Raw genomic sequence first — 23,974 nt, forward strand, 5'->3', positions numbered from 1 at the left:
AGGGATTAAAAATATGGTCTTGACAGACACCGACTTAGGAGGAATAGCAGACAGAGGTTATGCGGAACATGTGAAAATCGATCCTCCAAGAGTGTCCGCTACCCACTTCCCGTAGAATCAACGGTCAAATACTGATCACTATGTAGGCTATCGTTTCCACGCAGTGGAAGCCTCTTTCTGGTATCCGTACCATCGCCGTCCTTCGGTTAAATATTCACGGTGTTTTCACGAGCAGAGACGACATCTAATATCACGTCCTTCAAAGTGTCGTAAACGGTCGAACCTTGGAGAGGGAGCGTCTTTTCCCACCGACTCCCCATAATGACGGACAAAACGGCCGCATCCGCTTCTTCAGAAGATTGATACAGCTCTGAACAAAACACCTCCTATCGAGAATCTCGCGGATGGCAATTGATCCCTGACTTCCGATTGTTATCGGTGTTTTAACACAGTCGCAACTAAATCGACACAGTAACCAGATGACTGACGGGCTTGAGCAGGCTGAGTTCGATATTGATAACATTCGCGCCCATAATGTTCTCCGCGCTCTGCAGGAGTTCGCCGCTGAAGCTAAGCGGCGTAAAGCGGTTAATGCTCTCAAGCAGGTGGTAAACAATTCGAACCGACAGTTCAAGGGAGGTTATGTCGATCAGGCACCAGAATACTTCACCGAACAGTATTTAATTGAGCCGATTCTCGCACAGTTGGCGCTGGAACCGTGGCCGCGGCCAGTCGATCTCGTGAAAGACGAGCGAAATCGACCCGACTACAGTCTTCGACAGGTCCCACCAAACTGCCTTGCAATCGCCGAGAGCAAAGCTCTGAATCGCGAACGCAAGCACGGCGATGCGACTGAGGATGTCCACAAGTACCTCCAAGATGAGACGTTTCTGAAGACACTGCGGCGAGAAGAGGTGCGCTACTCAGTTGGCATCGCAACAGACGGACTGGAGTGGCGGCTGATTGCTCGCGACATTAAACAAGAAGTACAGACCGAAGTTGAAGCGTGTTCCATTGCTGGCCCCGTGGAGCTGGTCTTAGAGAAAGCCCATTCCCAAGTGGATCCGGAGGAGAACTGGACGCCCAACGCTCGGCATCGGGTTGCCGACACGTTGATCGCCGCTTTCTCCCAAGAGAACATTGCTGAAGCCGCTATTGAGGGCTTACATTCCTGAGAGAACCTACATCATGGACAGTTGGACCAGAACGGATCAAACGGTGCAGACGAGTCTGTTCTGTCATCTCGTGAAGTGATAACTAAGTAATACAAACCTTAGATGGATAGTTCCGGGCAAGGCTGAAATTTTGAGTTTTATATCTTGAGGCGTCATTGAGCAATCGCCACAGGTTGGCTCAACCGCCCAGTACGACCTACCAGATGTAACCGCCTTTAACTCCAATCCGACCCAGGCCGCGGGGTGAGTCGGCTATCCGTAGTCATCTGGACATCACGACAGTTGAGCCACCAAACAAGCGTTCCTTTGCTCGACAGCTAGCCATCTAAGAGTCAGGATAGGGTGGAAATTCTTTCCTTTCGGCAGGGGAACTGATTTCACTCACGCTCTTGCATTCGCTGATCTTCAAGATGCTGGTCGACTCGGAGTTGTTGATTCCATTCGATTAGTGCTTCTTCGATTTCTTCAGCATCGAACTCCTGGTCAAGTTCCTGAGCATCCGCAAACAGATGAACAAGATTGACCGTTATCTCATTGCTCTCTTCCTCGATTTCCTCCAACTCATCCAACAATGTTTGAGCTCGATTTTCAGTCTTTTCGCGATGGGATTCGAATGGCCCAGAAAGCCACTCTGTTTGTTCTAAAACCCCTTCGAGGGTATTTTTCGTGATTTGGACCATCGTCTGTCTGGCATCAAGTTCTCGTTCCACTTCATGATACTCTTGAGTTTGTTCAATGAGCCATCCTTTCCACTCTGGGGCTCTTGTACGAAGATTCTTTAGGTTAGACTCAGGTGGGATTTCGTCATAATCGTGTGCGACGTTGTCTCGAAATGCCTTCAGTTGAGGGATTAGTGAACTATAACCTTCTGGAAGTGAATATTGATCTAGTGATTCAATTCGTACCCGTAGTTTCCCCCATTGGGTTTTGAGATTCATATCCCGAATCTCTTCACCTAATCCCAGATACTTTCGCCCAACATCTGCCATGGTCTTCCCATAGTACTCTTCGAGAACGTATACTCCAACTCTTCGTTCGGCACTATCTTCAAGATCTAAATTATCAAAAAGCGCTAATAGAGACTCGTTTTCTTGAAGTTCACCTTCAGGCATATCAAAAGCACCAGTTTCCTCAGGTATATCCTTTCTCCATCAGGCCAGTGCTGTTTAAACCACTCCGATAAGTTCCTCTTTATCAGACCATGGGATATAATTGTCAGAATACTTAAAAAGAAGTCGATCGACTTCCTCATCTGCCACTCTTTCGTCATCGAGGACGGAAATTCGCTTAATGCTCGGATCTTTATCGAAGATGTCGTCCCAAGCTAGTGCTGTTCTCCGCGCCTTCGTTCTCGCTTGAGACATACTGTCTGCAGAGACGGTTTGGATGTATATTGGATCGTCACCACGAATGCGGATGTCGATAATGTGCTTTCCAACATCGCCCATCACCTCATCATTCCTTTCGTGGTCAACCCCCCTTTTATCAAGAAATGCACTAACAATATCCGAGAACTCATTTTTGCTATAACTCTTTCGAGTGTAGGTAAGATAGGAGATTGCTTGGACAGCTTGAATAGCATCTCTGATACGAGTACCTAACTCCTTTTCATTGGCACGAAGTCGAATTTCGTACTTTGCCCTATCCAGGTCATAGAGCTCTTTGATGCTTTTCATTCTGCTCTTGCGGGTCTCTGCGCTAATATCTACATTGAGGACATAGAGCATACCAAAGGTCCTACCTTCGTCGGAGATAATATATCCATTCTCGCTTTGCGTAATCAGTAACGTAATAGAATCTAGATCTGGACGTTGGAATGGGAGCGTAACGAGGCATCCATTTTCGTCAGCTGATTCTATTTTCGCCTCTGTGGCAAAGGCTTCCTGCAGAGCCGGTCTTATGGCCTCGTCACATCCATTCATTGCTATTTAACACCTGTGGTCTGTGGTAACCGCCATCTCTTTCTATGTTACATTCGTCTAAGAAGTCTTCAAATGCTTGGTCGACGTCATCAGTTGCAACGTCATCGACTTCGTATACAAGTTTGTCCTCATGATCCTCTGTCCAACGGTGTTTATGCGGACCATCACACCGTTCGCCATCAGGTAAAGTATGCCTGGAATTATTATCCCACCGTCGTACAACTGTGGACCTCTCAAACATCAAGCTGAATTCGTATAAATCCGGTCGTTGAGGATTGCACCACCCATTGAGTGTGAGATCATAGTCCTCACCAATACACAAGACCTCAGCACTACCAACGAGGCATTCAGGACGCTCTTCCCATTCCCAGTCCTCTTGGATAATCTTATCTATGTCGTATATATGATCTATTAATGCGCGTGATGACATTGTATCTATACTATATGTTGGTCACAAATGTATTCCAGAATTATATAAAACCATCTATGACGATTGCTAATCGGGGCTAGTACGGGCCGGGGGTATGAAGATCATCAGGAGCACTACTGGGTGCGATGGTATTTTTTGTACGGTTCAGCTCGATTACACCTTTGCTAAGTAACTCCCCTAAGCAGTTTTCTTGTTCATATCGCAGCGCTGCAGACCACAAATGTTCCTCTTCTTGCTTCCCTATGAGATCCTCAAAAACAAGCCAAACATCAAGAGTGACTGCCTCGGGTTGGTTTAGTTGTAGGTATTTGCAGACGGAATTGAAGGGAACAACGATTCTTTCCTGTGGCTTGCCTCGAGTTTCTTCAGCGTATGCATTTTGAACGAATTTAACAGATCGCTCGTCTTCTTCTAATACATTAGAGTCAATTCCATTACCGGGATTTGTTTTCTCAAGTGACTTTCTTGCTTCCAAATTTGGGCTATTCTCCTCAAAGGAGTACGAATCAATCGCGGTCCGTTCAATATTAACGACTAAACCGACTTCTTCTGCTGTACCTTGACCTACATTTGACAAAATTATCTCTACTTCGTCTTTTCTCACATCCCACTCTTCGACAATAATGCTTGGCTTATAACTAGCTTCTAGGAATTCCTTTTGTTGCATTAGTATCTTCTTCTGTTGATTTTGTATTTCATTTCTTGTTGACTGGGTGCGGGTCATTCGAAAATAAAGATACGCTAAGATCGCAGAGAGGAATAAGGACCCAATTGTGTTTATCGCGGTAAGAGTAGAATTTGGGTTAAACCCAAAAATCAAAACGCCAGTAAAGGTAGTCACAACGACTGAGAGAACAATAGCTATGAAGAGAAGAACAATATCCCTTTGTGAGTTCTCGGATGACGGTGGCTCCGTGGTTCCAAATTCCCTCATTGCGAACAAATGAATTTCAGTATCTATTCAATATTTTGAATTACAAGAAGCAGAGTATCGTGCTGTGATTCAAATATTGCGGCCACCATGCTCCATAAAAAGTGATATTTCGGCCCATTTCGAGGATTAGTTCGTCTTGAGTTCAACAGTATGCTCGCCAAGTTGTTTATCGATTGAGGGGAGCAGAACCAAGAACTCTTCCGGGAGTTCATGAACAACAGCGATCACTATGAGATCATAACGGAACATCTCAGAAAGGAGGTGTACGAAGCCAGTATAGAGACTGGAAGGTTTAATTATATAGCTACAATAACGCTCACGGCTGTATGGATTCTAAAGCGGAAATACAATGTTCTGGGCGGATTCAAACTATTTCAGGAGCCAATAAGTCTCCACAGCAAAAATTTACTGGGAGCGTGGTAGAGCTATTGCTAATTTGCCACCTTAAACAGTGATTTTCTGACATCACTCAAAAATGCAAATATCTTAGAATTTGCAGAGTTCAATTCCTGCCGCAATTTGGTTGGTTCTTAGAGTGATAGCTACGCAGGACCTCGATAAAATCTCGGCAAATCTCCAGTATCATCAAGTTCGGTTCGGACGCGACCGCACGGGGTCGTACAACCACAGAAATCAATCCCCAGAATTGCACACATCTCGACCCGAGGCCGTTTGCAAATCAAGCGGTCGACGAAGACGAACCAACCCCCAGAATTCGTCAAATCCCCCCGGAATTCGCTCGTTTATATACTGGGGCGCTTCGAGTTAGTCGATAAAACTAGGATTCTGGGGGACGTGTGCAATTCTATGCGACTCCGAATGACCGATTCACGGGAACGACGGATGGACAACCTCCTTGAAGCGACCGGCGAGAACACCAAGAGCAAGGCACTTGACCGGGCCGCCGAGTTCTATCTCAAGATGCGCGGGAACAATGTGGCGGTCCCGACCGGCGCGTTCGTCGAACTCATGGAAAGAGCAGAAAAGCAGGGAAGCGTCACGGCACCAGAGATTGCTGAAATTCTCAACACGGATCAGTTGCCAGTTCAAGCCGAGATAAGCTGGGACGTTGGCAACAGGTAACATCTCCGGTATTCACTAGGTGCTTTTGGACGTCTCGGAATGACTCGTCAGCAATGATTGCTCCAGCGACTCTGTTAAAGTACTCCACAAGTGATACGAACAGCGTGCTGAATGGAGGGCGCGTATGTAGCATCAACTTCGAGTGTTTCGATTACAGGATATGATCGTCGCAGGTAGATTTGAGTATTCTAATGACCTCACGTCGTTGGTAAATGACTAAGGGTCTGGGATATTTCGCCATTAGTATGACTCAACTCGGACCTTGGGGCCCTTTTGATATTCCAAACCCCAGTCAGTTCTTCACTCTGTTCGGCACGCTTCTTTTTCTCATGCTTTTGACTACGGTTATTCTATGGTACTTCAAGTTCTTCCTCCCACCTTGGAACTCCATCCGGTCGAGGGCCACTATCGGGAATCTACTCAGCACAGGATGGATTTCATTTCGGAAAAGAGGAACCCGAGCCTATCTTTCGATATTCGGAAAAAATGGACTTCTGACAGGCCCTGCTTTTACTCTCCTCATCCTTGGCATATCCGTCTGGTTATTGCCAGAGAAAAATCTTGGAAAGAATGTTCCAAGTCAGTTATTGAGTCTTCAAATCGGGTTGACTGGTGCAGGAACTATTGTAATCGTCTTTCTAATTGAACGAATTGCGTCTCGTGACCTTGGAAAGAATATCCTCAATTTGTTCTTGGCGCGAAGTAAGGTTATTCCATTTGTCGGGTTTCTCCTTTCTGCTATTGGAGCGAATGCGGCGATTGTCCATATCGTAGACGCTTCACGACCTGTAGAAACTACGGGGGTCATTTTGCTGTCTGCTGCATCAATTTTGGCCATTGGAGTATTCTATTGGCTGACGATCTCGTTGTTGCTCGGTCATCCGTTTCGTGAACTATTGGCGTCAAGGTTGCAGTTACAGGTCAGACAAAGAATCCATAGAGAACGACTTCGTGCTGCAGCAGATGAACTCGTTACGTCTCTCTCTGGGATTGGAGTTGGTCAGTTTACGGGATCACGACGGTTTCTGGATAGCACTACAAGATTTACTGGAGCAGATATGGATGGTGGTAAATCAGACGGTTATTTGTCAGATATAAATTGCAATAATATTAAATCTCTTACAACTCAAGATAGGGTTGAGAATGGTGGACAAGGGGATGTCCAGGTCTCGGTCCAAATCGGAGACAGAATCAAGCCGAATACTACTTTGGTACAGATTGGTAACAGCGATGGAAAGCCCATCGACTCAGTCAAACTCTCTAAGATATTCAAGGTATCAAAAAATTCAGTCTGGGGGACTGATGACGAAAGCTTCGCCAATTCCCGCAGCCAACTTCGACAATTAGCTTTCGAAGCGATTCAAGAAGGGAACGAACCCCGATTTAAATCGGTTTGTGAAATATACGAGGAATTAGTGAAAACATATTACGAGGATGCCAGTGAAGAAGGGGACTGGAATTGGTCATTAAGTATAGATCCAATTGGTCCTCTTTATAATGATCTACAGGAAATCCATGACCAAACAATTGAATTAGAAAAACCCGACTTTCGAACAGTTGTCATTGATACAATCGCGGCGACCGGTTTTAGGTGGAGGGAAGCTCGTCTGTATTCTCCTGTGAGTAATGCGCTAACACGACTGCGTTCTTGTTACGTTCGCTCACCTAGCGAAATCCCTCACTTGGAGTACCCTCTCTTATCCTTCCGCGAAATATTACTTGGGACGGATGTTACTAACGCAGATTCGCTTACGGAGTTTAAACATCTTTATCGGTACAATCAGAGATCACTTGAGGAACTGGAATGGCTCCTGAAGAATTCGCTAGAAAAAGAAACAATATTAGGATTCAAGCGTTGTTGGAATTTGACTAAAGAATATTATTCTTCTGAGAGGGAGTCTGCCATTAGGAATGAAATCAACCGGATCAGGAGCAATGAAGACTCAGAGCAGGAGGATCCATCAGACAGTGTTCGAATTGACGTTCTAGAGGCTATCGAAGAACAATTTCCACAAGCGATTATCGATAGGCAACGGGTGCTGTTTACTGCAGCGTCTGCTCTTTTCCACTATTATACAGAAAGCAATCTCTCAGAGGACACACTCAATCATATAAGAGATAATGCCGTGATGGAGTATTTTGATTCAGTTGAGGTTGTAGTCGAAGGTTATAGCGCAATCTTTTCTGGGCCGAATGACCCGCTCAAATTAGAACGGTGGGGAGATATGTTCGGTCCCGACGATTTTGGCGGTGCGAAAGCAGTTCAAATGACAGTGGGAGACTGGATTTTAGATGGATACTGCTTACTCCTATTGGCAAATATCAAAGATGGCTGGGTAAAGGACAGTGGGAACTTACCTTCTGAGAATCCAATTCCAGCAGAAGGTCCTATCGTCCAGCGTGAGGAGGAGATTATAAACCGGCTGGAAGAGATTCCCGAGCAATATGACCTAGATGGGCTGTTTGAGGGAATGGATAATGTAAATGAGCGAATATTACTGGCACGTGCATTTCATGAACTAGCTGCAGAACAGGCTGAAGATGAAGAAAGGCAACGTATCGCCGATTCGAATCTATGTCAACAACACCTGAATACGTATAAATCCCAATTCAGAAATGGATTTGAAAACCGAGTATCTCTTCGGAGAGCGTGTATCGAAGCGGGAATAATTGAGGGAGCGAATTCTATTGGAGATGATTCTCAAATACGAATAATTCAGTGGAAAAATATTCTTTCAAAACAACCATTCGTTGATGGATTCGGCCAAATTCGGCAAGATAATGCCACACGAGATGGAACACATTTCGCCGAAAAAGTTCGCACACCTTTGGTTACAGCTCTCCGACCAACGTTTGATGAAGTTGACCTTGGAAGTGTTGAAGAAGTACTAACAGAAATTGAGTATCAAATTAGAAATAACGATGATATTATAGCAGTCGTCCTCGGTGATCTCGATATCGAGGGGGAACTTTGGCAACGAGACACGTTTGAAGGAGCTAGGGAAGGTGCAGTTGGGTACCTACTTGACATCCCAGTATATCGCGATTCATACGAGGAATTTGATGCCGCAATCATATCATCAGCAGAAACTCCTACGCTCTATGAACAATACGAAGACGATGGCGAAATACCGATTATTCACGTTCAGGAGATCGATCCAGCCACAGTCGCAGATCAAGCGAGTTTGAACCCTGAGCAAAGAGTTCTGTTAGAAGTAGATTACAGATACAAAGTCGAAGCAGAAACTCAAAATGGAATATTGTACCATCTCCGGTCATCTGAGAACGCAGAATAGCAATATAACTTGAAGCCCGATATTCGATTATATCATATGAATAGTAATTATGGGCTATTTCGCTGCTAGCGCCTCAAGGTTTAAATGTTATCTAAGTATTCCCTCCGCTGTTCCATCTTCTCACGTTCTGTGCGTCGGTCGTAGTGCTGTTCGATCACTCGTTGGCTGACGTTTGCCCGATCACTAACCACCTTGTCGGGCATTTCGCTGTTAAGCGGGTGCGTGATGCTTCCGCGGCGAATTGCGTGTGGACTTACGCTTGATGGGCAGCGGTAGGCAGTGTCGCGTTCTAGTGCCGAACACTCACCGATTTCTCGGTCGTGCGGGCACTCGGCGCTGTGGGTACAGGGTCGGGTCCATCGATAGACGTACTCTCGAAGCGTTGTCTTGCTCGTACGGCCCTCCCGCGACGCGAGTAGCGGCTCTCGTCCGTACTCGTCAGTGACTGATGGTCGTCTCTCGGCTAGCCAGTCGTCGAGTACGTCGCAGAGTTGATCTGAAAGCGCAACCATTCGCTCGCCCTTCCCCTGATTCTTAATCGGCGTCCCTGATTCTGGGCGATGACGAACCTTCACGCACTGATCGTCTGGATCATAGTCATCAACGTCAAGGGCATGCACGCCGCCGACACGCATCATCGTGTGCCACATAAGTGCGATTGCGACGTGCTCAATGCTGGCGTACTCGTACTTCTCCAAGTGTGCGAGTATTTCCGAAGCGCGGTCGCTTTCCAGCATCACGTCTCGGGAGTTCTCGTCAGGGATGATCGACGGAGACAGTACCTTCTGGCTGAGATATTGTTCTACGCCGTCGATGGACTCTAGCCACCTGATGAATACGCGGAGCGTGTCCATCTGAGTTTTCTCACTGGCCTTGTTGAGGTTGCCGTCATCCCGCCGCCAGAGCCGATACCGATGGAGCTGGCGACCGTTGAGCGTGTTGAGGTTCTCGATATCCTCAACCTCGTTGTACCAGCGGACGAAGTGACCGAGTCGGTACTTGTGACCCTTGAGCGAGGCATCCGAGAGTTCGTTCTCCTTGTCTGCGAGGTACAGTTCGAGTGCGGTTCCTGCGTCGATTGGTTCGAGACTCATAGTTAGTCTTCTCTGGTCAAGCGAACCCCAGAGTCCCGGTTACTGCCCGACCCGAACCAACGGCTACAACGCCCGAAATCGCCAAAAGGAAGGATTGTCACGCCGCGTGACCAAGGCCTGCAGATTTGATCACGATTCGGGTTAGTAGAGTATCAACGAAATTTCTGCTCCTCCAATTAAATTTTAAAGCGGATTGAAATCAGTAACGGTGTTCATTAGTGAATCTTCGTTAACAACATGGCGCTGAATACATCCTCTGTATTCAGCACGGTCGCTGTAATCTATCACCGCTTGAGGGTTTCACCAAGACCGCTCCAGAAAGGTGGCACGCTTCTAGGACCATCTCATTGGTGGCATTGACCTCATTCAACATGACGATTAGCAAGAACAGATCGGTCGGAGAGGTTGTGGCTGCGCGCGCAGCGAAGGGAGCACGGAGCGGTGGGTGGGGAGGCGGGCGTCGGGTGGACGGGAACAAAAAGAAGAGATTCCGGTTGTCTCGCTATCTGAATCTCTCCGCGTCGCGCTTGCGCGCGATCACATCTTTTGGAGTTGCTCGTCCATGCCTCGCTTTGTAGGCGTCGTGCAACTCCTGGGAGTACCGTGAAATCACGCTTTTCGAGGTTGGGCACACTCGACTTGCCGCCTCTGCCACCTCTGCTTGGGTCACGGTCTTTTCGTCGGTTAGCTTATCCGCCGCGTACAAAGTCGCCCCGGCCATGGCTACTCGTGACGTCCCCGGCCCGACTGGCTCGACGTCCGCCACACCGAGGAGATACCGCCCAACCCGTGCGAACTCCAACACCGTCTGCACGTCCAGTCCGTCGAACTCAGCCAGTACCGCGTCCAGGGCCTCGCCCTGCACTGGCGGGTACGCCTCCACGAGTTCACATTCGATCCGGATCTTCCGGGCTGCGGCGCACGCTCGCTCGTGCGTCGATTTCGCGTACTTCGCCACGACCTCTGTCTCCCGAGGGAATCCCCGCCGTTGGGCCGCCAACAAGACTGCGCCTGCCGCGAGTGACTCCCAGGCCATCCGTCCACCCGGCAGCCTGTTCTCAGCCGCTTGCTTGACCAGTAGGCCCGCATCCGCCGACACGTACGTTGGGAGGCCCACGTTCTCACCGATGCTTTGCACATCCCGAAGTGCCTCGTTCAGTCGCCTGTCTCGCGCCTCCATGCGCTTGTCCAGTCGTCGCATCCGCCCGAGTCGTCGTTTCTTCTCCGCCGAGAGTGGCCGACCACGGCCATCTTTTCCGAGGTTGAATCGTGATCCAAGTCCGTGATTCACTCGAAACACTGTCGTCGGCTCAACCGCCCATTCCACGGGACCGCCACGCCGCCGTGGCCCGTGCGCGCTCGGCGACACGCCCTGGTCGATGTTGTCCGTCCGAACCACTAGTCCACAGTCTCCACACACCGTCTCGATGCCTCTCGCGATGAGTCGCCCATCGCACTCCGGGCATTCACTCGTCTTACTCTGCTGGCTGTACGAACCTTCTTTACCGAAGCTGTTGCTAGTACTCATTGGAGTGCTAAGCTCCTAAAGGCGCGCTCCACCGCGTCTTCTCCGAGACTCACCTCCACGTGAGTCACATCTCTACATCGGCCAACCCCTCGTCTGCTACGTTCTCGCTCGCGCCTTCAGTGCGGTCTGGGCGCGAGCGAGAACGCCAGGTGAGAGTACACAAACAAGCACGCGCGCCGACCCGCCCGCCGCGAGCGACCAGCACGCAAGCCGGTTTCGCGTCCGTCGACCACCGGAAGACGCAACCGAAACTGCGCTTGGTGCTGGCGTCGAAACCACACGCCCGGACCGGCCCCGTGGGCCGCATGCCCGGACTGGTCGGTCGCGAGCGACGCGGCAGTCGGAAGCGGCGAGCGGGCGTGCCGGAGCGAGTAATTGATTTAGAGGGGCGTGATGCTCGCTGACCCAGCCGCCGTCCTGGTGGACTGAGAAAGAGCGAGGCCGCCTCAGTCGCCCCCGACCCGTAAGCACCGTAAGGACGAGGAGCGCAACGTGGGTCGTGGGATGCTGAGCGACCGAGGGCTTTCATCGCCGATCAACTTCTGTTCGATGAGTCGAGAATGGCTGTCGACTTAGTGAGTACGAGTTTAACCAACAAGTGCGACCGTTAGCCTGCAGTTGTTGGTTAACAGCTCGGTGCTTGTGGTTTCTTCAGGCGCACCTATCGAGTACTCAGGCCCGCGAAATTCGAGGGTGAAGGTCGATGGTACTACTCTAACAGGGTTGATAGCTCGGGGCTGACACGTATGGTAGGACGTGCAACTATCGCTCAATTCAGAGCGTCTACTGAACAGGATGAATCGGCGGTATACTGTTAAGTAGGACGGTCGTGTAAGAACATCGAGACAGAACAGATGTTGAGGGAACTCTCGGAGGGCGTCACCTTTCGGATACTCATAGCCATCGGGCTACTTATTGCAGTCGTCGGGTCTGCACTTCCTGACCTTCGTCACGGCCCCGCGAACATTTGGGAGCTTGTGGTCGATGTTGGAGCAATCATCGGCCTTGTGCTTATCCTGTTCTCGCTTTGGCCGCCCGGATATACGTCTCTCACTCGAATTTGGGAGAGATATCATCCGTATTTCGCAGTGGGCTTCGCCGTGTTCTTCCTTTCGTGGACGCTCTATTTACTCTCAACAGGGATAGACGACCTGAATATGTTCATCTTGGTTCTGGTCGTCGGACTGGTATACCTCATCGCATTCGTCCGATGGTATTCTTCAAAAGATACCGCCCCTTCAACGTAGAACGGTATCGGAATTGTCATCAAGAACTCCACTATTGACCGGTAAAACACGCGATAAGTTCGCATAGTACCGAGCAACCCTTACCACGGCACCGCGACCGCGCCAACGTCTACGAGTAATTGGACGTTCCCCCAGAAGAGCAGCCAGTTTGCGACGACCGCCGCGACGACGAACAGTAGGCGGTAGGGTTTCGGGAACGCTCGCCAGACGGCCGCGACGAGGCCGAGCATAACGAGTTTCTTCGGGAGGAGGCCCCACGGCCCGACTGTTTCGATTACCCACCGCGAGAGCGCGACTGACTCGTACAAGCCTTCGTACGGGCCACCGAAGACAGGCGTCACGCCGACGAGCGTCGTCAGTACATCGCCGAGTCCGAAGAGGATAGCGAGCGTCCAGAGACCGTATTCGAGGGTTCGGAACGTCTTCGAGTGGGTAGCTGTGTATCTGTACAGCGGGTCTTCAGACTGTTCGAGGAACAGAGCGTCCATAGAGAGACTATCTTTCAGGGACCGCATACTTTGAGAGAATAAGTCAATCAGTAAAAGTGTAGTGCCGTTGGGAACGGCGTAGATAGCTCTCCTCAGAGTGAGCAAAAACGAAAAACCGCAAAGTCAGTTAGTTGTCGAAGCTGTGAACGGAAGCGTTCGAGGCATCTCCGTCTTTGCTGTAGGCAACAACTGAATCAGTACCAGACGGACAAGTTAGTTCTGTCCCTACCTGTTCAGTGTACTTGTCGGTGTTTGTTCCATCGAACAAGTTGGAAACTCCAGAACACTTGATACCGTCAGTACTGGGTCCGAGCGAGTTCAACGTTACTGTATCACTATTTCCGGCTTCCGTGACGCCTGCGCTAGCGTTCGTCTGGACGTTCTTGCCGAGTCCGAGGACGAACGTCCCAATAATTGCGGCCAGAATTACAGTGATAGCAACCATGAGGATGACCCCGATGACGGGGGACACACCACGGTCTTCTGTCAGCTTCTGTTTGATGTTTTTGAGGTTCATGTGTTTGATTTCTCCGTTTTCACGCACGTTCTCATAGGAGAGAATTGGCCGTTGGGTTTATATTGAAAACACTCGACTGCATGAGTGTAGGTGCGTGCCTGTCAAGCCGCCCCAACCGCCGTTTTCTCGGATGATTCACGTGCTTATCCAGCCGTACAAAGGCATACTATATAAATACTGGCTTATGTGAAAGCGTAATTACTGAAACTGAGTATTCCATCCGCCTGAAACGATTGGTAACTGATAACACACCCACCGCCACACCGAGAAAGACCATCCTTTAAGAACACTGGCTTAGTAGCAAACGACAAGATGAGCCACCCGACGAGCGCAGACGAAGCGACACTCCGAACAAGCCTTCAGTCGCTCGCCGCGCAACTCGGCAAAACACCAACCGTCGTGGAAATGCACGAACAGGGCGACCACGACCCACACGACTACCTCGACGTGTTCGGCGGCTGGGACCACGCGCTCCAAGAAGCAGGTCTCGACCCAGACGAAGCGAAAGTCAAAATCACCGACCGCGAACTCCTCGTCGAACTCCAACGCCTCGAACAACAACTTGGACACACGCCGACACAAGAGGACGTGGCCGAACAGAGCGACCACTCCCATCAGACGTACAAAAACCGATTCGGAAGCTGGAACAACGCGATAGAGCAAGCGATGCTTCCAACGAACGATATTTCCGAGAAGGATCTGCGACAGGAACTCGAACGGGTCGCCGACGACCTCGGCCACCCACCGACCGCCGAGGAAATGAACCAGCACGGCGAGTACGCGGCCGTCACCTACCACCGCCGATTCGGGTCGTGGCTCGACGCACTCAACGAATGTGACTTCGACACAACCCAGACCCAGATTACAGACACAGAGCTACTCACGGAGATTGAACGCGTAGCGACAGAACTTGAGAAATCGCCATCTGAAACCGACTTTGAAGAACATGGCCGCTTCCATCCACAAACGTACACCAAACGATTTGGGTCGTGGAATCAAGCGCGAGAACTGGCCGGTGTGGCGGTCCCAACACAGAAAATCTCCGAACAGGAACTACTGGCCGACCTCGTTCGAATTGCCGAGAGTCTCGGGCACGAACCTGTACAAGCCGAGATAGATGAGCATAGCCAATTCGGGATTGCGACGTATCATCGTCACTTCAATTCGCTCGATGAAGCCCGACGCCGCGCGCTCGACTAACCTCTTCTTTTCACGCGAGAGCGTGTCTAAAGACGCCCCGGTCGATCACACTCCTTGAGATTGGCTTCCTGCTGTTCGAGTTCGGTTTCGAGATCGTCGATGCGGTCGTTCTTCCACTCAAGCAGCGTCTCCAGTTCTTCAACACGGTCGGTCAACAACCGATTCTTCTCGGACAGATACGCACGACTACGTCCAGCATCTTCGCCCTCGGAGTCAGCAGCCGACACGTCTTTCCTCGTGGACTCCGCCAGGACATTCTCCCTTACGTCGGGGTCATAGAACTCTGAGGTCCGACGTACTGCTCGTTCGACGGTCTTCTCGCCGTACGTAGACCCATCGGCGTAGTGGACCTCATCCCACTTCCCACGAAGTAGTCCTGATTGGCGGAACAACCGATCAATCTGCGTCTGATCGCCACCCGTCCAGAACGCCAGCAGACAACACAACGCCATGTCGGCCTCCGACTGACTCTCATACCCCACCGTGTTTCCAAGGTAGAGACGCTCGAACTTCTCCCCATTCGACGCCTCTCGAGCCTTCGCTACTAGCTCCTCGTCGTCGAGGCCTACGTCACTACCGCCCTTGGATGGACCACCACTCCCAGACTGCTCGCTCGGACCGCCACGCTCCCCGGACGTAGACGGATTCGCACCAACGGTGTCCTGAACGTACTCACGATGGATCGCCGCGAGCGCGTCCTGCCGCCGGGCAACACGCGTCGGTGTCCCCGCGACATGGTCACCCGTCACCGTGAAGAACCGAGCGTGCTCGTACAACTCAACACTCCCGCGACGATTCCCACCGTCTGGCAGCTCCCCCTCAACGAGTACATGGAACCCAGTCCCGGACGGCGACACCTCCGTGTAGGAGTCCAATCGCTCGATGATATCCGCCGCCACACCATCGACATCACCCGTTTCCGGGTTCCGGAAGTCATCTAGGTCAACCCCCACGAAGGGATCGTCTTCGGTGAACACGAAGCCCACACCATCCGCACCCCCGGTTTCAGCATAGTCGAGCGCGGCCTCGAACGTAGTCCATGTCTCCCGGTCCGTCGACGACGCAAACTCACCGCTTCCTGGTGTCACTGGAATCTTCGTTGCCTTCCCATTACGCTGCTCGGAACGCCAACACACCCACTGCTCACAATCCCGAAGACAACTCGGAACCACATCTCGTTCACCCTCTAGTATCGACCCCATCACAGACACCTCCACCACTCGAACCCCCGACCCACAACACCAGGAACACAGACCTGCCTCACTCCTCGAGAACCAAGCCATCGACCCAACCCCCGTCCACCCCATCCCACTGCGGATGCTCCCCTATCTATACTAGTTGGTTTCTGCGGGCGATTCTGCATGGACAGCACACCCGTCATGCGATTTTCAGTGGACACGGCCGACCGACAGTTGCGCTGTATGACCAGGCTCTGTGGACGGCCAGAGTACGACCGAGGTAGTGGGCGGAGAACCCCTGAGACTGGGCGTATATCGGGAACAGGTCGACGGAACTCGTGGGAGGCGTCGCTATCTCTCAAACTCTGCATCATTCTGGTTCGCCTCCTTGGTCGAGAAGTTCGTATCCTGTTTCCGTGAGGGCGAGATCGGTGTAGAATTGGACACGAGTGCCGTCCACTCTGCGCCGTTTGGTATCGAACTCGATTACGTCCCCTAATTTCCGGGTGAACCAGCTTTTGGTCGTTCCATCGATACCCTGTTGGTCCGCCCACTTCGTGTACGCTCGGTACACTTCGTCCTTCGGGACGCGGGTGTCCTCGGTCTGCGTGATGTACATCGCAGCGAACGCCTCGATACCGTTAGCAGTCACATCACCCTCCAACAAGGCGTCCGCCTCGGCAGATGCCGGGATATCCTCTACTCCAGCGTCAGACTCGATACCCCATGACTCATTCTCCCGGCGGGGTTCGTCAGTCGAGTCACCCGTAGTCGGCCAGAGAGTGCCGTCCTGAACGCATGTAGCGAGCGGGTAGGTGAGTCCGTGCTGAAAGAGGAGTGGAGCGTCGTCGCTGGGGAGAATCAGGATAAGGTACTGGTCGCGCGAGAGTGGTGGGTCCGGAAGTTCAACGTCGGGGACGAACGGTCGTTTGACTGGAACCCACGCTGCTTCGAAGTCGTCTTTCGAGTCGTAGACTGTGGTCTCCCCTGGTTCATGCACCGTGTACTGGCCGGTTTCACGGTCATGGCTGTAATAGGCTGGAACGCGGTCCTTCGACAGACTCTCGTGGTCGGGGATGCGGGCGAACTCCGTCTTACCGTCCGAGAGGACTCGCTCATCCTCGTCGCGGGTCCAGACTGTCCGGTTCGAGTCAGCAGTTCGTGGTCGAATGGCTGTCACGCCGCCGCGAGTCGTCGCGCCACCGCTGAAGGTCACGACCTCGTCGCAGTTGTAGAACTGCTCGGTTCCATCGGCGAGTTCTCGCCACGGTGGCGAACACATATTCTCGATTCGGTCAGCCCACTCTGTCGTCGTCTCGCCGGGGCGAACGACGAAGATGGGAATCCTGCCGTCCTCGTGGGCGCGGGCGAGATTTCGGAGGACTTTCGCCGGACGCTCTGGCGTCGTTGACTCAGCTTCGATAGTGAACGCAGTATCGTACTCGGGATGCGTAGCGGTGGCGTCGGGTTGCGTGCTTCCGTCCTGCTCAACGATTTGAACGCTAAATCCTTGCTCAGTGAGTACTCGTTCGGTGTCACTCAGGAGTGCATCGTGTTCTGAGCCTCCGGCCGACCGCACGTCGCCTGTATCGGGTTGGACGATGTCTTCGCCGTCCTCGGAAAGTCGCGTTACGACGGCGTCGTTCTGAAGGTCGATATCGACCTCAATGAGCCGTGATGTGTCGCGTACATCGGGGAACTCCAGCGGGTCAGTTTCGATGTCGAGGTGGTCGTGGTCGGTCTGGTCGAGGCGAACCAATAGTTCCTCGTCAACCGTGGGGGCGTCCACCCAGCCATTGGTCTCGCGCACACCCTCTCGGAGTTGGACGGCACGAATCGCTTCCGCCATCGTCTCGGCCAGCAACTTCTCCGGGTTCGCCGCGTCGTTTGAATCGCTGTACAGGAGGTTCTGGAGGATTTCACCGTCGGTGAGTCGGTCGGCTCCATACCGGTGGAGACTCTCTTCGATGACGCCCTCGACAGCGTTAGCTGATCGGAGCGGTGGGTATGGTGGGAACGACTGGATGCGGACTGGCTCGGAGTACTGACCTCCATCGAGTGGGAGTTTCGTCCACGCTTGATACTGGTCGGTCGAGATGAGGTCATCGGCCGTATACCCACGGAATCGCTTCATTAGGAGATGGGCGTCGTCCACGTCGTTCACCGAGAACGCGAGGAGGTTGTCGCAGTTGTTCAGCATTGCCTTGCGTGTCTCCTCGTCGAATTGCGAGGGAAACTGGGACGCAAGCGTCACCGAGAGCCGCATCGATCGGGCGCGGGCGAGCATTGATTTGATGCTGAGGTTGTCGCTTGCGATGTCGTCGAACTCGTCACACAATACGAAGTACGGGTCCGGCTTGGTGTCCTGTTCGTAGGACCGCTGCTGGATGGCGCTCCAGAGGTTCCGCATCACGCCGAGCGCGACCATCGTCTTGATGTCCGTGTTTTCCACGGGCGTGGACACGATGACGATCCGGTCGTTCTCGATGATATCCCGGAAGTCGATGGTGCTCTCGCGGTGGGCGATGATGCGTCGGATGACTGCGTTCTCGACCCACGACTTGATTCGTTTCAGGAGTGGCCGTACCGTCTCGTCGTCCATGCGGGCGATTTCGAGACAGAACTCCCGCACATAGGGGTCTTCTACGTCACGGGCGAATTCCTCGCGACGCTTGGCGTTCAGCAGCGTGAAGTACATATCGATCACCGAGAACGGCTTCTCGGACTGCAGCATCGCCCGGCCCATCGACTCGGTGATCGACTCCATGTTCACGCCCCAGTACTCGTCCGTGTCGAGGATTGCTTTCAGGTTCTCGATGCGGTTCTCGATCTCGTTCTCTCGCTCAGTTGTGGTGGCACAGTCGGGGAGTTTGAGGAAGTTCAGCCCAATCGTCTTGCCGTGGTCGGCCGCACCGGGTTCGATCCAGACCACGTCGTCAAGGCGGTGGGCGGGGAGTTTCCGCAAGAGTTCACGGGAGTCACGGGCTTTCGGGTCGATGTAGACGAAGCCATACCCGGCGTACGCCCACTGCACCATCATGTTCAGTAGCTCCGTGGTTTTGCCGTAGCCCGTCACGCCCGTAATCCAGTTATGCCGGAACAGGGAGTCGAACCGAAGTGGTGCTTCGCGGAACCCGCGACGAGCGTTCTGGTCGTAGCCAACCCAGAGCGGGCCACCCGGATTGTCGACCCCAGACTCGAACATCTCGCGGACGTATTCTCCTGCCACGGTGCCTTCATTCGCTGTTTCAGTTTTGATGGCTTTGCCACCGACTGCGACGGTGTCGAGAGCGGTGATGTCGTACGTCTCGTCAAGCCGCGAGCAGGGTACGGCGTCTGATTCGGGAACAGACGCCTCCTCGTCATTGGTCTCAGTACGGGCTGTTGTCTCTCCCGGTGGTGTAGCCGGGTCAGATTGAGACGACGGATCGGAGTCGGCATCATCTTGTCCGAAGAATCGATCAAGCACCGTCTTTCCCTCCGAGTCCGGTTCTGTCCTGTCGATTCTCGCTATCACGACTCGGTCTTGAGCCGTCAGTCGCTCGAACGTCAGTTGACAGTCTGTCGTGGTTGGTGCGGCTAGTTTGGGCGTTTTTGCTGAAATGGCTACGGTCAGCCTGAAACGATGATACAGAGTACGACTGGCTGTCGGCAGGGACGCCGACGCCAGCGGCCAGTCGCGACCAGTCGATATCAGAGTTCTCGATATCCTCGTTCGGGAAGTGGACGAGTCCGGCGAGTTCGTTCACCGTCAGGACGTTTGCTCGCCCCCAGAGCGTGCGTTTGAGCCAGCTTCTGGGCGTGAGCGTTCGCATTCCTGCGGCCTCAAGAACAGCGGGAAGGTGAGACGAACTCGCGTATCTTGGTTCGAAGCCTTGGCTCGTATGGTCGTGGTCGAAGACACGGACGGCGTCGGTAATGCGCTGCAGTCGGTGTGCTGCCGTTGGTCCATCAGGAGCAATCGAGAGAACGCGGATGGTAGTGGCGAACGCTGGGTGGCCCAGTTGGGCGGCGATATCGTCGGCAGCCTGTGTGTCGCGTTTCGACTGCACGACTTGCGGGTCAAGATACCCCTCGACGGTTCCTTGGCGGCGCGAGTGGGCGAGACGGGTGACGTCGCCGTGTCCGGATCGTCCGAGGAGTCCGCGTCGAGTCCATGTCTGGGTGACGGGCATGAACACGATTTGGAGGATGGTCGTTTCCTCATCAGCGCCGACGAGGCGTGACAGGAGCGTCCGATACGGGTCGTCGTCAAGTGGGGGCCGTGAGTCGAGGTGTTTTATCGGAAATGCGGTGTCCTGCTTGAGCTGGAGGTGACCGCCGGCAACGTGCTGGCCGGGGATGATATCCGGAAACCCGCTGTCATCGACTGTTTGCGTCTCGCTGTTCGGATAGTGGGCGTTAACGAGCGCGATTGCGTCCTGCTGGTCTGGTGCGCGAAGGTAGAATTGGAGTTGCCCATCTTCGAACCAGATTTCGGCGGCGTACACGGGCGCGCCACGACGACGGAATGTCCGGGCGGGCGTGGTGTGGAGTCCACGGAGAAAGCGAGGACCAGCTTGAATGCCGTCCGTATCGAGGAATGGGCGAACCTGTATGAGTGGCTCGTCGGCTGCGGCTTCACGTGTCTGGGCGACTAGCTCGGATGTTAGTTCGATGCTGTGTGGTGAGGTCGTAGTCGTTGAGGTGGTGAATCCCATGATGTTGGGGTGGAGTCGTGTGGTTGGTCGGTGTGTTACTTGCGGTGCTGGTCGTCTGTGAGTGCTGAGCGAAGCCACTGGGGAAACACGTCGAGGATGGCGTCACGGACGTTGGAGTCGTATGGCAGTCGTCGCGCGGTGAACGTGAGCGCGACGATGGCGGGAATCGCGGCGAGAATTCCAGTCGTGGTCGGTGCGAAGACGCCGGGGAACGGAACGCCGAAGGTGAGTGCGAGTAGGCCGGGGAGGATGCCGACTCGACCGGCAATCATCCACGGACCACGAGAGGGCTTCCAGATGCCGATAGCGAGGTCGTGACGGATGGCGAGGTCGATGTACCACGCGACACCGACGGCACCTATCGTCCAGATAGTACCGGCGAGCAGTTGTGTAAGCGGTGTTGTAGGGCCGACTCCCGTTGTGGTGCCCAAGAGACTGAGTGCGCCGATGCCAGCGGTCACACCAGCGGCGGTGAGTGGGACCCACGGATGGTGCGTTCGGGTGCGATACCCGCGTGGGTCGAAGTGCACGCGCTCAACGGCATGGGCCGTGTACGCGACACCGACGAATCCACCGACGAGCCATGGCCGTGCGACGAACTCAACACCAATTGTGCCCGCCGTCATGACGGTCGTGTAGGCCCAGTGACTGCCGTTGTTGGCATCCGCTGTGAGACTTCCGACAATGCCAGCCACGATGACGATGGCTGCGACGAGGGCGACAGCGCCGACGATGCTTGCGGCGACGCGGCGCGCGAACAGTGATGTTGCAGTCGGGTCGGACACCCAGTACGCGAGATACTCCAACCGAGTGGGTTCGTGCTCGCGTTCTTGGACCCGTTTGGCACAGACGTCAGCCCGCCATGCAGCGGTCGGCCGATTCACACATGATTCGCACAGCAGGACTTGGTTCTCGACGGTGTACACGTTCTCGACGAGTTCACGGAGAACGAACGGATCGCCCTCAGCTAAATCGCCAGCGGCAGGGAGGTAGACAGTCTCCTGGCATGCCTCACAGGTCGCGCTCTCCCGTCCGAGCACTTCCGCAATCACCGCTGGCAGGTCGTATTCGCGGGTGAGCGGTGACCATACGACGGCCGTCCGTCGTGTTTCCTCGATTGGAGTGTAGTCCTCGGGGTCCATGGCGGTGTTCGTCGAAGGAACGGTCTTGGCTCTCGTCTGGTTGGGGTCGTCGCTCGGTTTCGTGCTGGTGGAGATGACGCTAGTCACTGGACTGCCCCCTCTCCTCTGCCGGTGAAGTGTCTCGATCCGGTTGCGAATCTCGTGAGTCGTCGGCTTCGATGAGTGCTTCCTCTTCAGGGAGCGCAGTGACGCGAAGCGGGTAGGTGCCGTCTTCGTCGATGTCGAGGAGCGCGGTACTGAATCCAAGTCCCTCTTTCCCGACGACGGCGTCGCGGACGAATGCGGCCTGTGCGTCGGTGAGTCCGAGCGCGTCGGCGTGCGCTTGCGTGAGGTTGCCCTGGCGATGCAGGAGTTTAATCGAGGACTGGTTGATGAACGTCTCCGCGCCGTCGGTATCGTAGAAGTCCGCGAGTTCCTGCGTGACGAAATGCAGGGAGAGATCGAGATGACGCGAGTGGCGGGTCGTCCGCTTTAACCACTCGACGCTCCCTGGTGACTCGACGAGGTAGTGGCCCTCGTCAATCGCGACGATAGTGTTACCGGTTGCGCCCTTGAGGCGTTCGTAGACCGCATCGTACAGTGGCTGCATCACGAGGCCTGCGAGCGCGCCATCTGAACTGCCGCCAAACTGCTGTAAGTCGAGGTAGATGACGCGACTGTCCGTGAGATCAACTTCGGTCTGGCCGTTCAGGAACGCGAACTGGCCGCCAGTCGTGAACGGTTCGAAGTTCAGGCGGAGGTCTTCGGCGTGGTGTTGCCACGTGTCGAGTTCGCCCGACGAGTAGTCCTCGCCATTGAGGACCGTTCGCGGGTCGGTGGCGATGTCGCCGAGAACGACACGCACGTCCTCGATGATTGGACTGTCATGGTGATGGGTCGTGGGGTCGTCTGTAATGCCGTTTCGGGCGTAGGCTTCCCGGACGCATCGTTCGAGGACTTGCCGTCGGTCGCCGAGTGGCGCGCCGATGTACGCGAAGAACGATTCGAAGAACGCCATTACGGCGCTAGTTCGCTCGGTGAATGGGCTGCCGGATTCGTTCTCAAGGAGGTGGGCGGGCGTTGGCCGTATTTCGAGGGGGTTGACCGTCCGTGTGCCGCCGATGACGTAGTGTTCGGCGTCAAGACTCTCGGCGAGGCTGGCGAACCCACCGACAGGGTCGATCATGACGAGTCCAGTGTCGCGGTCTTTCGCCATTCGCCGAAGCAGAAGCCGCTTCGTGTCGTATGATTTCCCGGACCCAATCTCACCAGCGACCAAGACGTTGTAGCCGTTTTCACGGGCAAATCGGTCGAGATAGATTGGCGCGCCGGTCGTGGCGTGATACCCGTAGAGGACGCCGCTCTCCTCAATTGTCGTGCTCGCGGCGAACGGGAATAGCGCGCCTACTGCCTGCCCGAGCATCGGCGTCGTTTGTTTGAGTTCGTCTTTCGCGACCGGACTCCCTGTGACGAGCGCGTCGTCCTGCCGGTAGGCTGCTGTCTTCGTCGTCAATCGCTGGCGTTCGAGTTCCCCACGAATGCTCGTGGCCACGCTTTCGACTTGCTCCTCGGACGTGCCACGGATGGTCAGATAGACGCCGACGTTGAGGACGCGCTGGGCGTTCTCCTGCAGTTGTGCGTACACCGACTCGTGGTCACGGATCCGACGCTCTGTGACTGTCGTCTTTGCCGACCCCTGCTCTTGAGCCTCGATGTGGTCGACTTTGAGTGACTTAATCGCGCTCTCGAATTGAAGAAGTGACGACCGAGGGTCCTCTGGGTCAGCGTAGATTGTCACGTCCACGTCGGCACTTGGATGCGTGCAGACGCGGTCGAGCAGTCCCGGTGACGCAGACTCCGGAAATCCGGTGACGAACAGCGTCTTCACCCATCGATCCCCTGTCCGTGTGGTCCTTGATTCGAGACGTACGCCCGATGGGGCCACTTGAGTCGCATACGTTGCCCTGCGAGTCCCCTCCCGGCCATTGCCAGAAGACGAGTCATCGGTATCTTCGTCGGTGTCAGTAGGGGTGTGAGTAGCTGTCTCGGCGGTACGTCCGG

The 23,974-nt window shown here is 53.8% G+C and carries 18 protein-coding genes and 1 pseudogene; 6 read left to right on the forward strand and 13 right to left on the reverse strand.

The genetic code is table 11. The annotated features are described in order from the left end of the window. The first annotated feature begins 479 nt into the window (after positions 1–479). A complete protein-coding gene (locus F7R90_RS06990; RefSeq protein WP_158056538.1) occupies positions 480–1,175 on the forward strand; it encodes a hypothetical protein in 696 nt (231 codons plus the stop codon). Positions 1,176–1,552: 377 nt separating this feature from the next. Here the strand turns inward: F7R90_RS06990 and F7R90_RS06995 are convergent, their stop codons facing one another. The 4 genes from F7R90_RS06995 to F7R90_RS07010 all read right to left on the reverse strand — a co-directional run bounded on the left by F7R90_RS06995 (position 1,553) and on the right by F7R90_RS07010 (position 4,461). Further along, positions 1,553–2,287, reverse strand: coding sequence for a hypothetical protein (locus F7R90_RS06995; protein WP_158056539.1), 735 nt, complete (start codon positions 2,285–2,287; stop codon positions 1,553–1,555). 54 nt (positions 2,288–2,341) lie between these two features. Beyond that, positions 2,342–3,097 (reverse strand): DUF1828 domain-containing protein, encoded by a 756-nt coding sequence (locus F7R90_RS07000; protein ID WP_158056540.1) that lies wholly within the window; start codon positions 3,095–3,097, stop codon positions 2,342–2,344. After that, the gene (locus F7R90_RS07005) at positions 3,084–3,527 is read right to left on the reverse strand and encodes a DUF6978 family protein (RefSeq protein ID WP_158056541.1); all 444 of its coding nucleotides are present in this window, start codon (positions 3,525–3,527) and stop codon (positions 3,084–3,086) included. Before F7R90_RS07005 ends, F7R90_RS07000 begins: the two co-directional genes overlap by 14 nt. Positions 3,528–3,603: 76 nt before the next feature. After that, positions 3,604–4,461 carry a hypothetical protein gene (locus F7R90_RS07010; RefSeq protein ID WP_158056542.1) on the reverse strand — a complete coding sequence of 286 codons (858 nt, stop codon included), beginning with the start codon at positions 4,459–4,461 and terminating at the stop codon, positions 3,604–3,606. Between the two features lie 819 nt (positions 4,462–5,280). On the opposite strand from F7R90_RS07010, the gene F7R90_RS07015 reads away from it, so the two are divergent. Continuing rightward, on the forward strand, positions 5,281–5,544 hold the full coding sequence (locus F7R90_RS07015; RefSeq protein WP_225741284.1) for a hypothetical protein: 264 nt from the start codon (positions 5,281–5,283) through the stop codon (positions 5,542–5,544). A gap of 245 nt (positions 5,545–5,789) precedes the next feature. Further along, a complete protein-coding gene (locus F7R90_RS07020; RefSeq protein WP_158056543.1) occupies positions 5,790–8,840 on the forward strand; it encodes a hypothetical protein in 3,051 nt (1,016 codons plus the stop codon). 80 nt (positions 8,841–8,920) lie between these two features. Here the strand turns inward: F7R90_RS07020 and F7R90_RS07025 are convergent, their stop codons facing one another. Next, positions 8,921–9,934 (reverse strand): tyrosine-type recombinase/integrase, encoded by a 1,014-nt coding sequence (locus tag F7R90_RS07025; protein ID WP_158056544.1) that lies wholly within the window; start codon positions 9,932–9,934, stop codon positions 8,921–8,923. Between the two features lie 502 nt (positions 9,935–10,436). Further along, on the reverse strand, positions 10,437–11,462 hold the full coding sequence (locus F7R90_RS07030) for a transcription initiation factor IIB family protein (protein WP_158056545.1): 1,026 nt from the start codon (positions 11,460–11,462) through the stop codon (positions 10,437–10,439). Between the two features lie 149 nt (positions 11,463–11,611). Here F7R90_RS07030 and F7R90_RS07035 point away from each other — a divergent pair, with 149 nt between their 5' ends. Both F7R90_RS07035 and F7R90_RS07040 read left to right on the forward strand, forming a co-directional pair. Continuing rightward, complete coding sequence (locus tag F7R90_RS07035; RefSeq protein WP_158056546.1) at positions 11,612–11,866, forward strand: hypothetical protein; 255 nt, start codon at positions 11,612–11,614, stop codon at positions 11,864–11,866. A gap of 450 nt (positions 11,867–12,316) precedes the next feature. Continuing rightward, a complete protein-coding gene (locus F7R90_RS07040; RefSeq protein ID WP_158056547.1) occupies positions 12,317–12,709 on the forward strand; it encodes a hypothetical protein in 393 nt (130 codons plus the stop codon). 80 nt (positions 12,710–12,789) lie between these two features. Here the strand turns inward: F7R90_RS07040 and F7R90_RS07045 are convergent, their stop codons facing one another. After that, positions 12,790–13,224: a hypothetical protein gene (locus F7R90_RS07045; RefSeq protein ID WP_158056548.1), complete on the reverse strand. Its 435-nt coding sequence runs from the start codon at positions 13,222–13,224 to the stop codon at positions 12,790–12,792. 100 nt (positions 13,225–13,324) lie between these two features. Next, positions 13,325–13,714: a type IV pilin gene (locus F7R90_RS07050; protein ID WP_158056549.1), complete on the reverse strand. Its 390-nt coding sequence runs from the start codon at positions 13,712–13,714 to the stop codon at positions 13,325–13,327. A gap of 312 nt (positions 13,715–14,026) precedes the next feature. On the opposite strand from F7R90_RS07050, the gene F7R90_RS07055 reads away from it, so the two are divergent. Beyond that, a complete protein-coding gene (locus F7R90_RS07055; protein ID WP_158056550.1) occupies positions 14,027–14,914 on the forward strand; it encodes a homing endonuclease associated repeat-containing protein in 888 nt (295 codons plus the stop codon). Positions 14,915–14,985: 71 nt separating this feature from the next. On the opposite strand, the pseudogene F7R90_RS07060 reads toward F7R90_RS07055, so the two are convergent. From F7R90_RS07060 to F7R90_RS07080, 5 genes and pseudogenes are all read right to left on the reverse strand, one after another. Then, positions 14,986–16,116, reverse strand: a pseudogene (locus F7R90_RS07060) (phage NrS-1 polymerase family protein); the annotation flags it as partial. 346 nt (positions 16,117–16,462) lie between these two features. After that, the gene (locus F7R90_RS07065; RefSeq protein WP_394352018.1) at positions 16,463–19,297 is read right to left on the reverse strand and encodes a type IV secretory system conjugative DNA transfer family protein; all 2,835 of its coding nucleotides are present in this window, start codon (positions 19,295–19,297) and stop codon (positions 16,463–16,465) included. Positions 19,298–19,553: 256 nt separating this feature from the next. Next, positions 19,554–20,792, reverse strand: a complete 1,239-nt coding sequence (locus F7R90_RS07070; protein WP_158056551.1) for a hypothetical protein — start codon at positions 20,790–20,792, stop codon at positions 19,554–19,556. A gap of 35 nt (positions 20,793–20,827) precedes the next feature. Beyond that, positions 20,828–22,021: a hypothetical protein gene (locus F7R90_RS07075; protein WP_158056552.1), complete on the reverse strand. Its 1,194-nt coding sequence runs from the start codon at positions 22,019–22,021 to the stop codon at positions 20,828–20,830. Continuing rightward, the gene (locus tag F7R90_RS07080) at positions 22,014–23,801 is read right to left on the reverse strand and encodes a VirB4 family type IV secretion system protein (RefSeq protein ID WP_158056553.1); all 1,788 of its coding nucleotides are present in this window, start codon (positions 23,799–23,801) and stop codon (positions 22,014–22,016) included. Before F7R90_RS07080 ends, F7R90_RS07075 begins: the two co-directional genes overlap by 8 nt. Positions 23,802–23,974 lie beyond the last annotated feature (173 nt).

This window comes from Halorussus halophilus, assembly GCF_008831545.1.
Taxonomy (GTDB): domain Archaea; phylum Halobacteriota; class Halobacteria; order Halobacteriales; family Haladaptataceae; genus Halorussus; species Halorussus halophilus.

Excerpts from the sequence above, each read along its gene's own strand:
- F7R90_RS06990 (WP_158056538.1), top strand. The coding sequence starts at position 480 with ATGACTGACGGGCTTGAGCAGGCTGAGTTCGATATTGATAACATTCGC.
- F7R90_RS06995 (WP_158056539.1), bottom strand. The coding sequence starts at position 2,287 with ATGCCTGAAGGTGAACTTCAAGAAAACGAGTCTCTATTAGCGCTTTTT.
- F7R90_RS07000 (WP_158056540.1), bottom strand. The coding sequence starts at position 3,097 with ATGAATGGATGTGACGAGGCCATAAGACCGGCTCTGCAGGAAGCCTTT.
- F7R90_RS07005 (WP_158056541.1), bottom strand. The coding sequence starts at position 3,527 with ATGTCATCACGCGCATTAATAGATCATATATACGACATAGATAAGATT.
- F7R90_RS07010 (WP_158056542.1), bottom strand. The coding sequence starts at position 4,461 with ATGAGGGAATTTGGAACCACGGAGCCACCGTCATCCGAGAACTCACAA.
- F7R90_RS07015 (WP_225741284.1), top strand. The coding sequence starts at position 5,281 with ATGACCGATTCACGGGAACGACGGATGGACAACCTCCTTGAAGCGACC.
- F7R90_RS07020 (WP_158056543.1), top strand. The coding sequence starts at position 5,790 with ATGACTCAACTCGGACCTTGGGGCCCTTTTGATATTCCAAACCCCAGT.
- F7R90_RS07025 (WP_158056544.1), bottom strand. The coding sequence starts at position 9,934 with ATGAGTCTCGAACCAATCGACGCAGGAACCGCACTCGAACTGTACCTC.
- F7R90_RS07030 (WP_158056545.1), bottom strand. The coding sequence starts at position 11,462 with ATGAGTACTAGCAACAGCTTCGGTAAAGAAGGTTCGTACAGCCAGCAG.
- F7R90_RS07040 (WP_158056547.1), top strand. The coding sequence starts at position 12,317 with ATGTTGAGGGAACTCTCGGAGGGCGTCACCTTTCGGATACTCATAGCC.
- F7R90_RS07045 (WP_158056548.1), bottom strand. The coding sequence starts at position 13,224 with ATGCGGTCCCTGAAAGATAGTCTCTCTATGGACGCTCTGTTCCTCGAA.
- F7R90_RS07050 (WP_158056549.1), bottom strand. The coding sequence starts at position 13,714 with ATGAACCTCAAAAACATCAAACAGAAGCTGACAGAAGACCGTGGTGTG.
- F7R90_RS07055 (WP_158056550.1), top strand. The coding sequence starts at position 14,027 with ATGAGCCACCCGACGAGCGCAGACGAAGCGACACTCCGAACAAGCCTT.
- F7R90_RS07065 (WP_394352018.1), bottom strand. The coding sequence starts at position 19,297 with ATGTTCGAGTCTGGGGTCGACAATCCGGGTGGCCCGCTCTGGGTTGGC.
- F7R90_RS07070 (WP_158056551.1), bottom strand. The coding sequence starts at position 20,792 with ATGGGATTCACCACCTCAACGACTACGACCTCACCACACAGCATCGAA.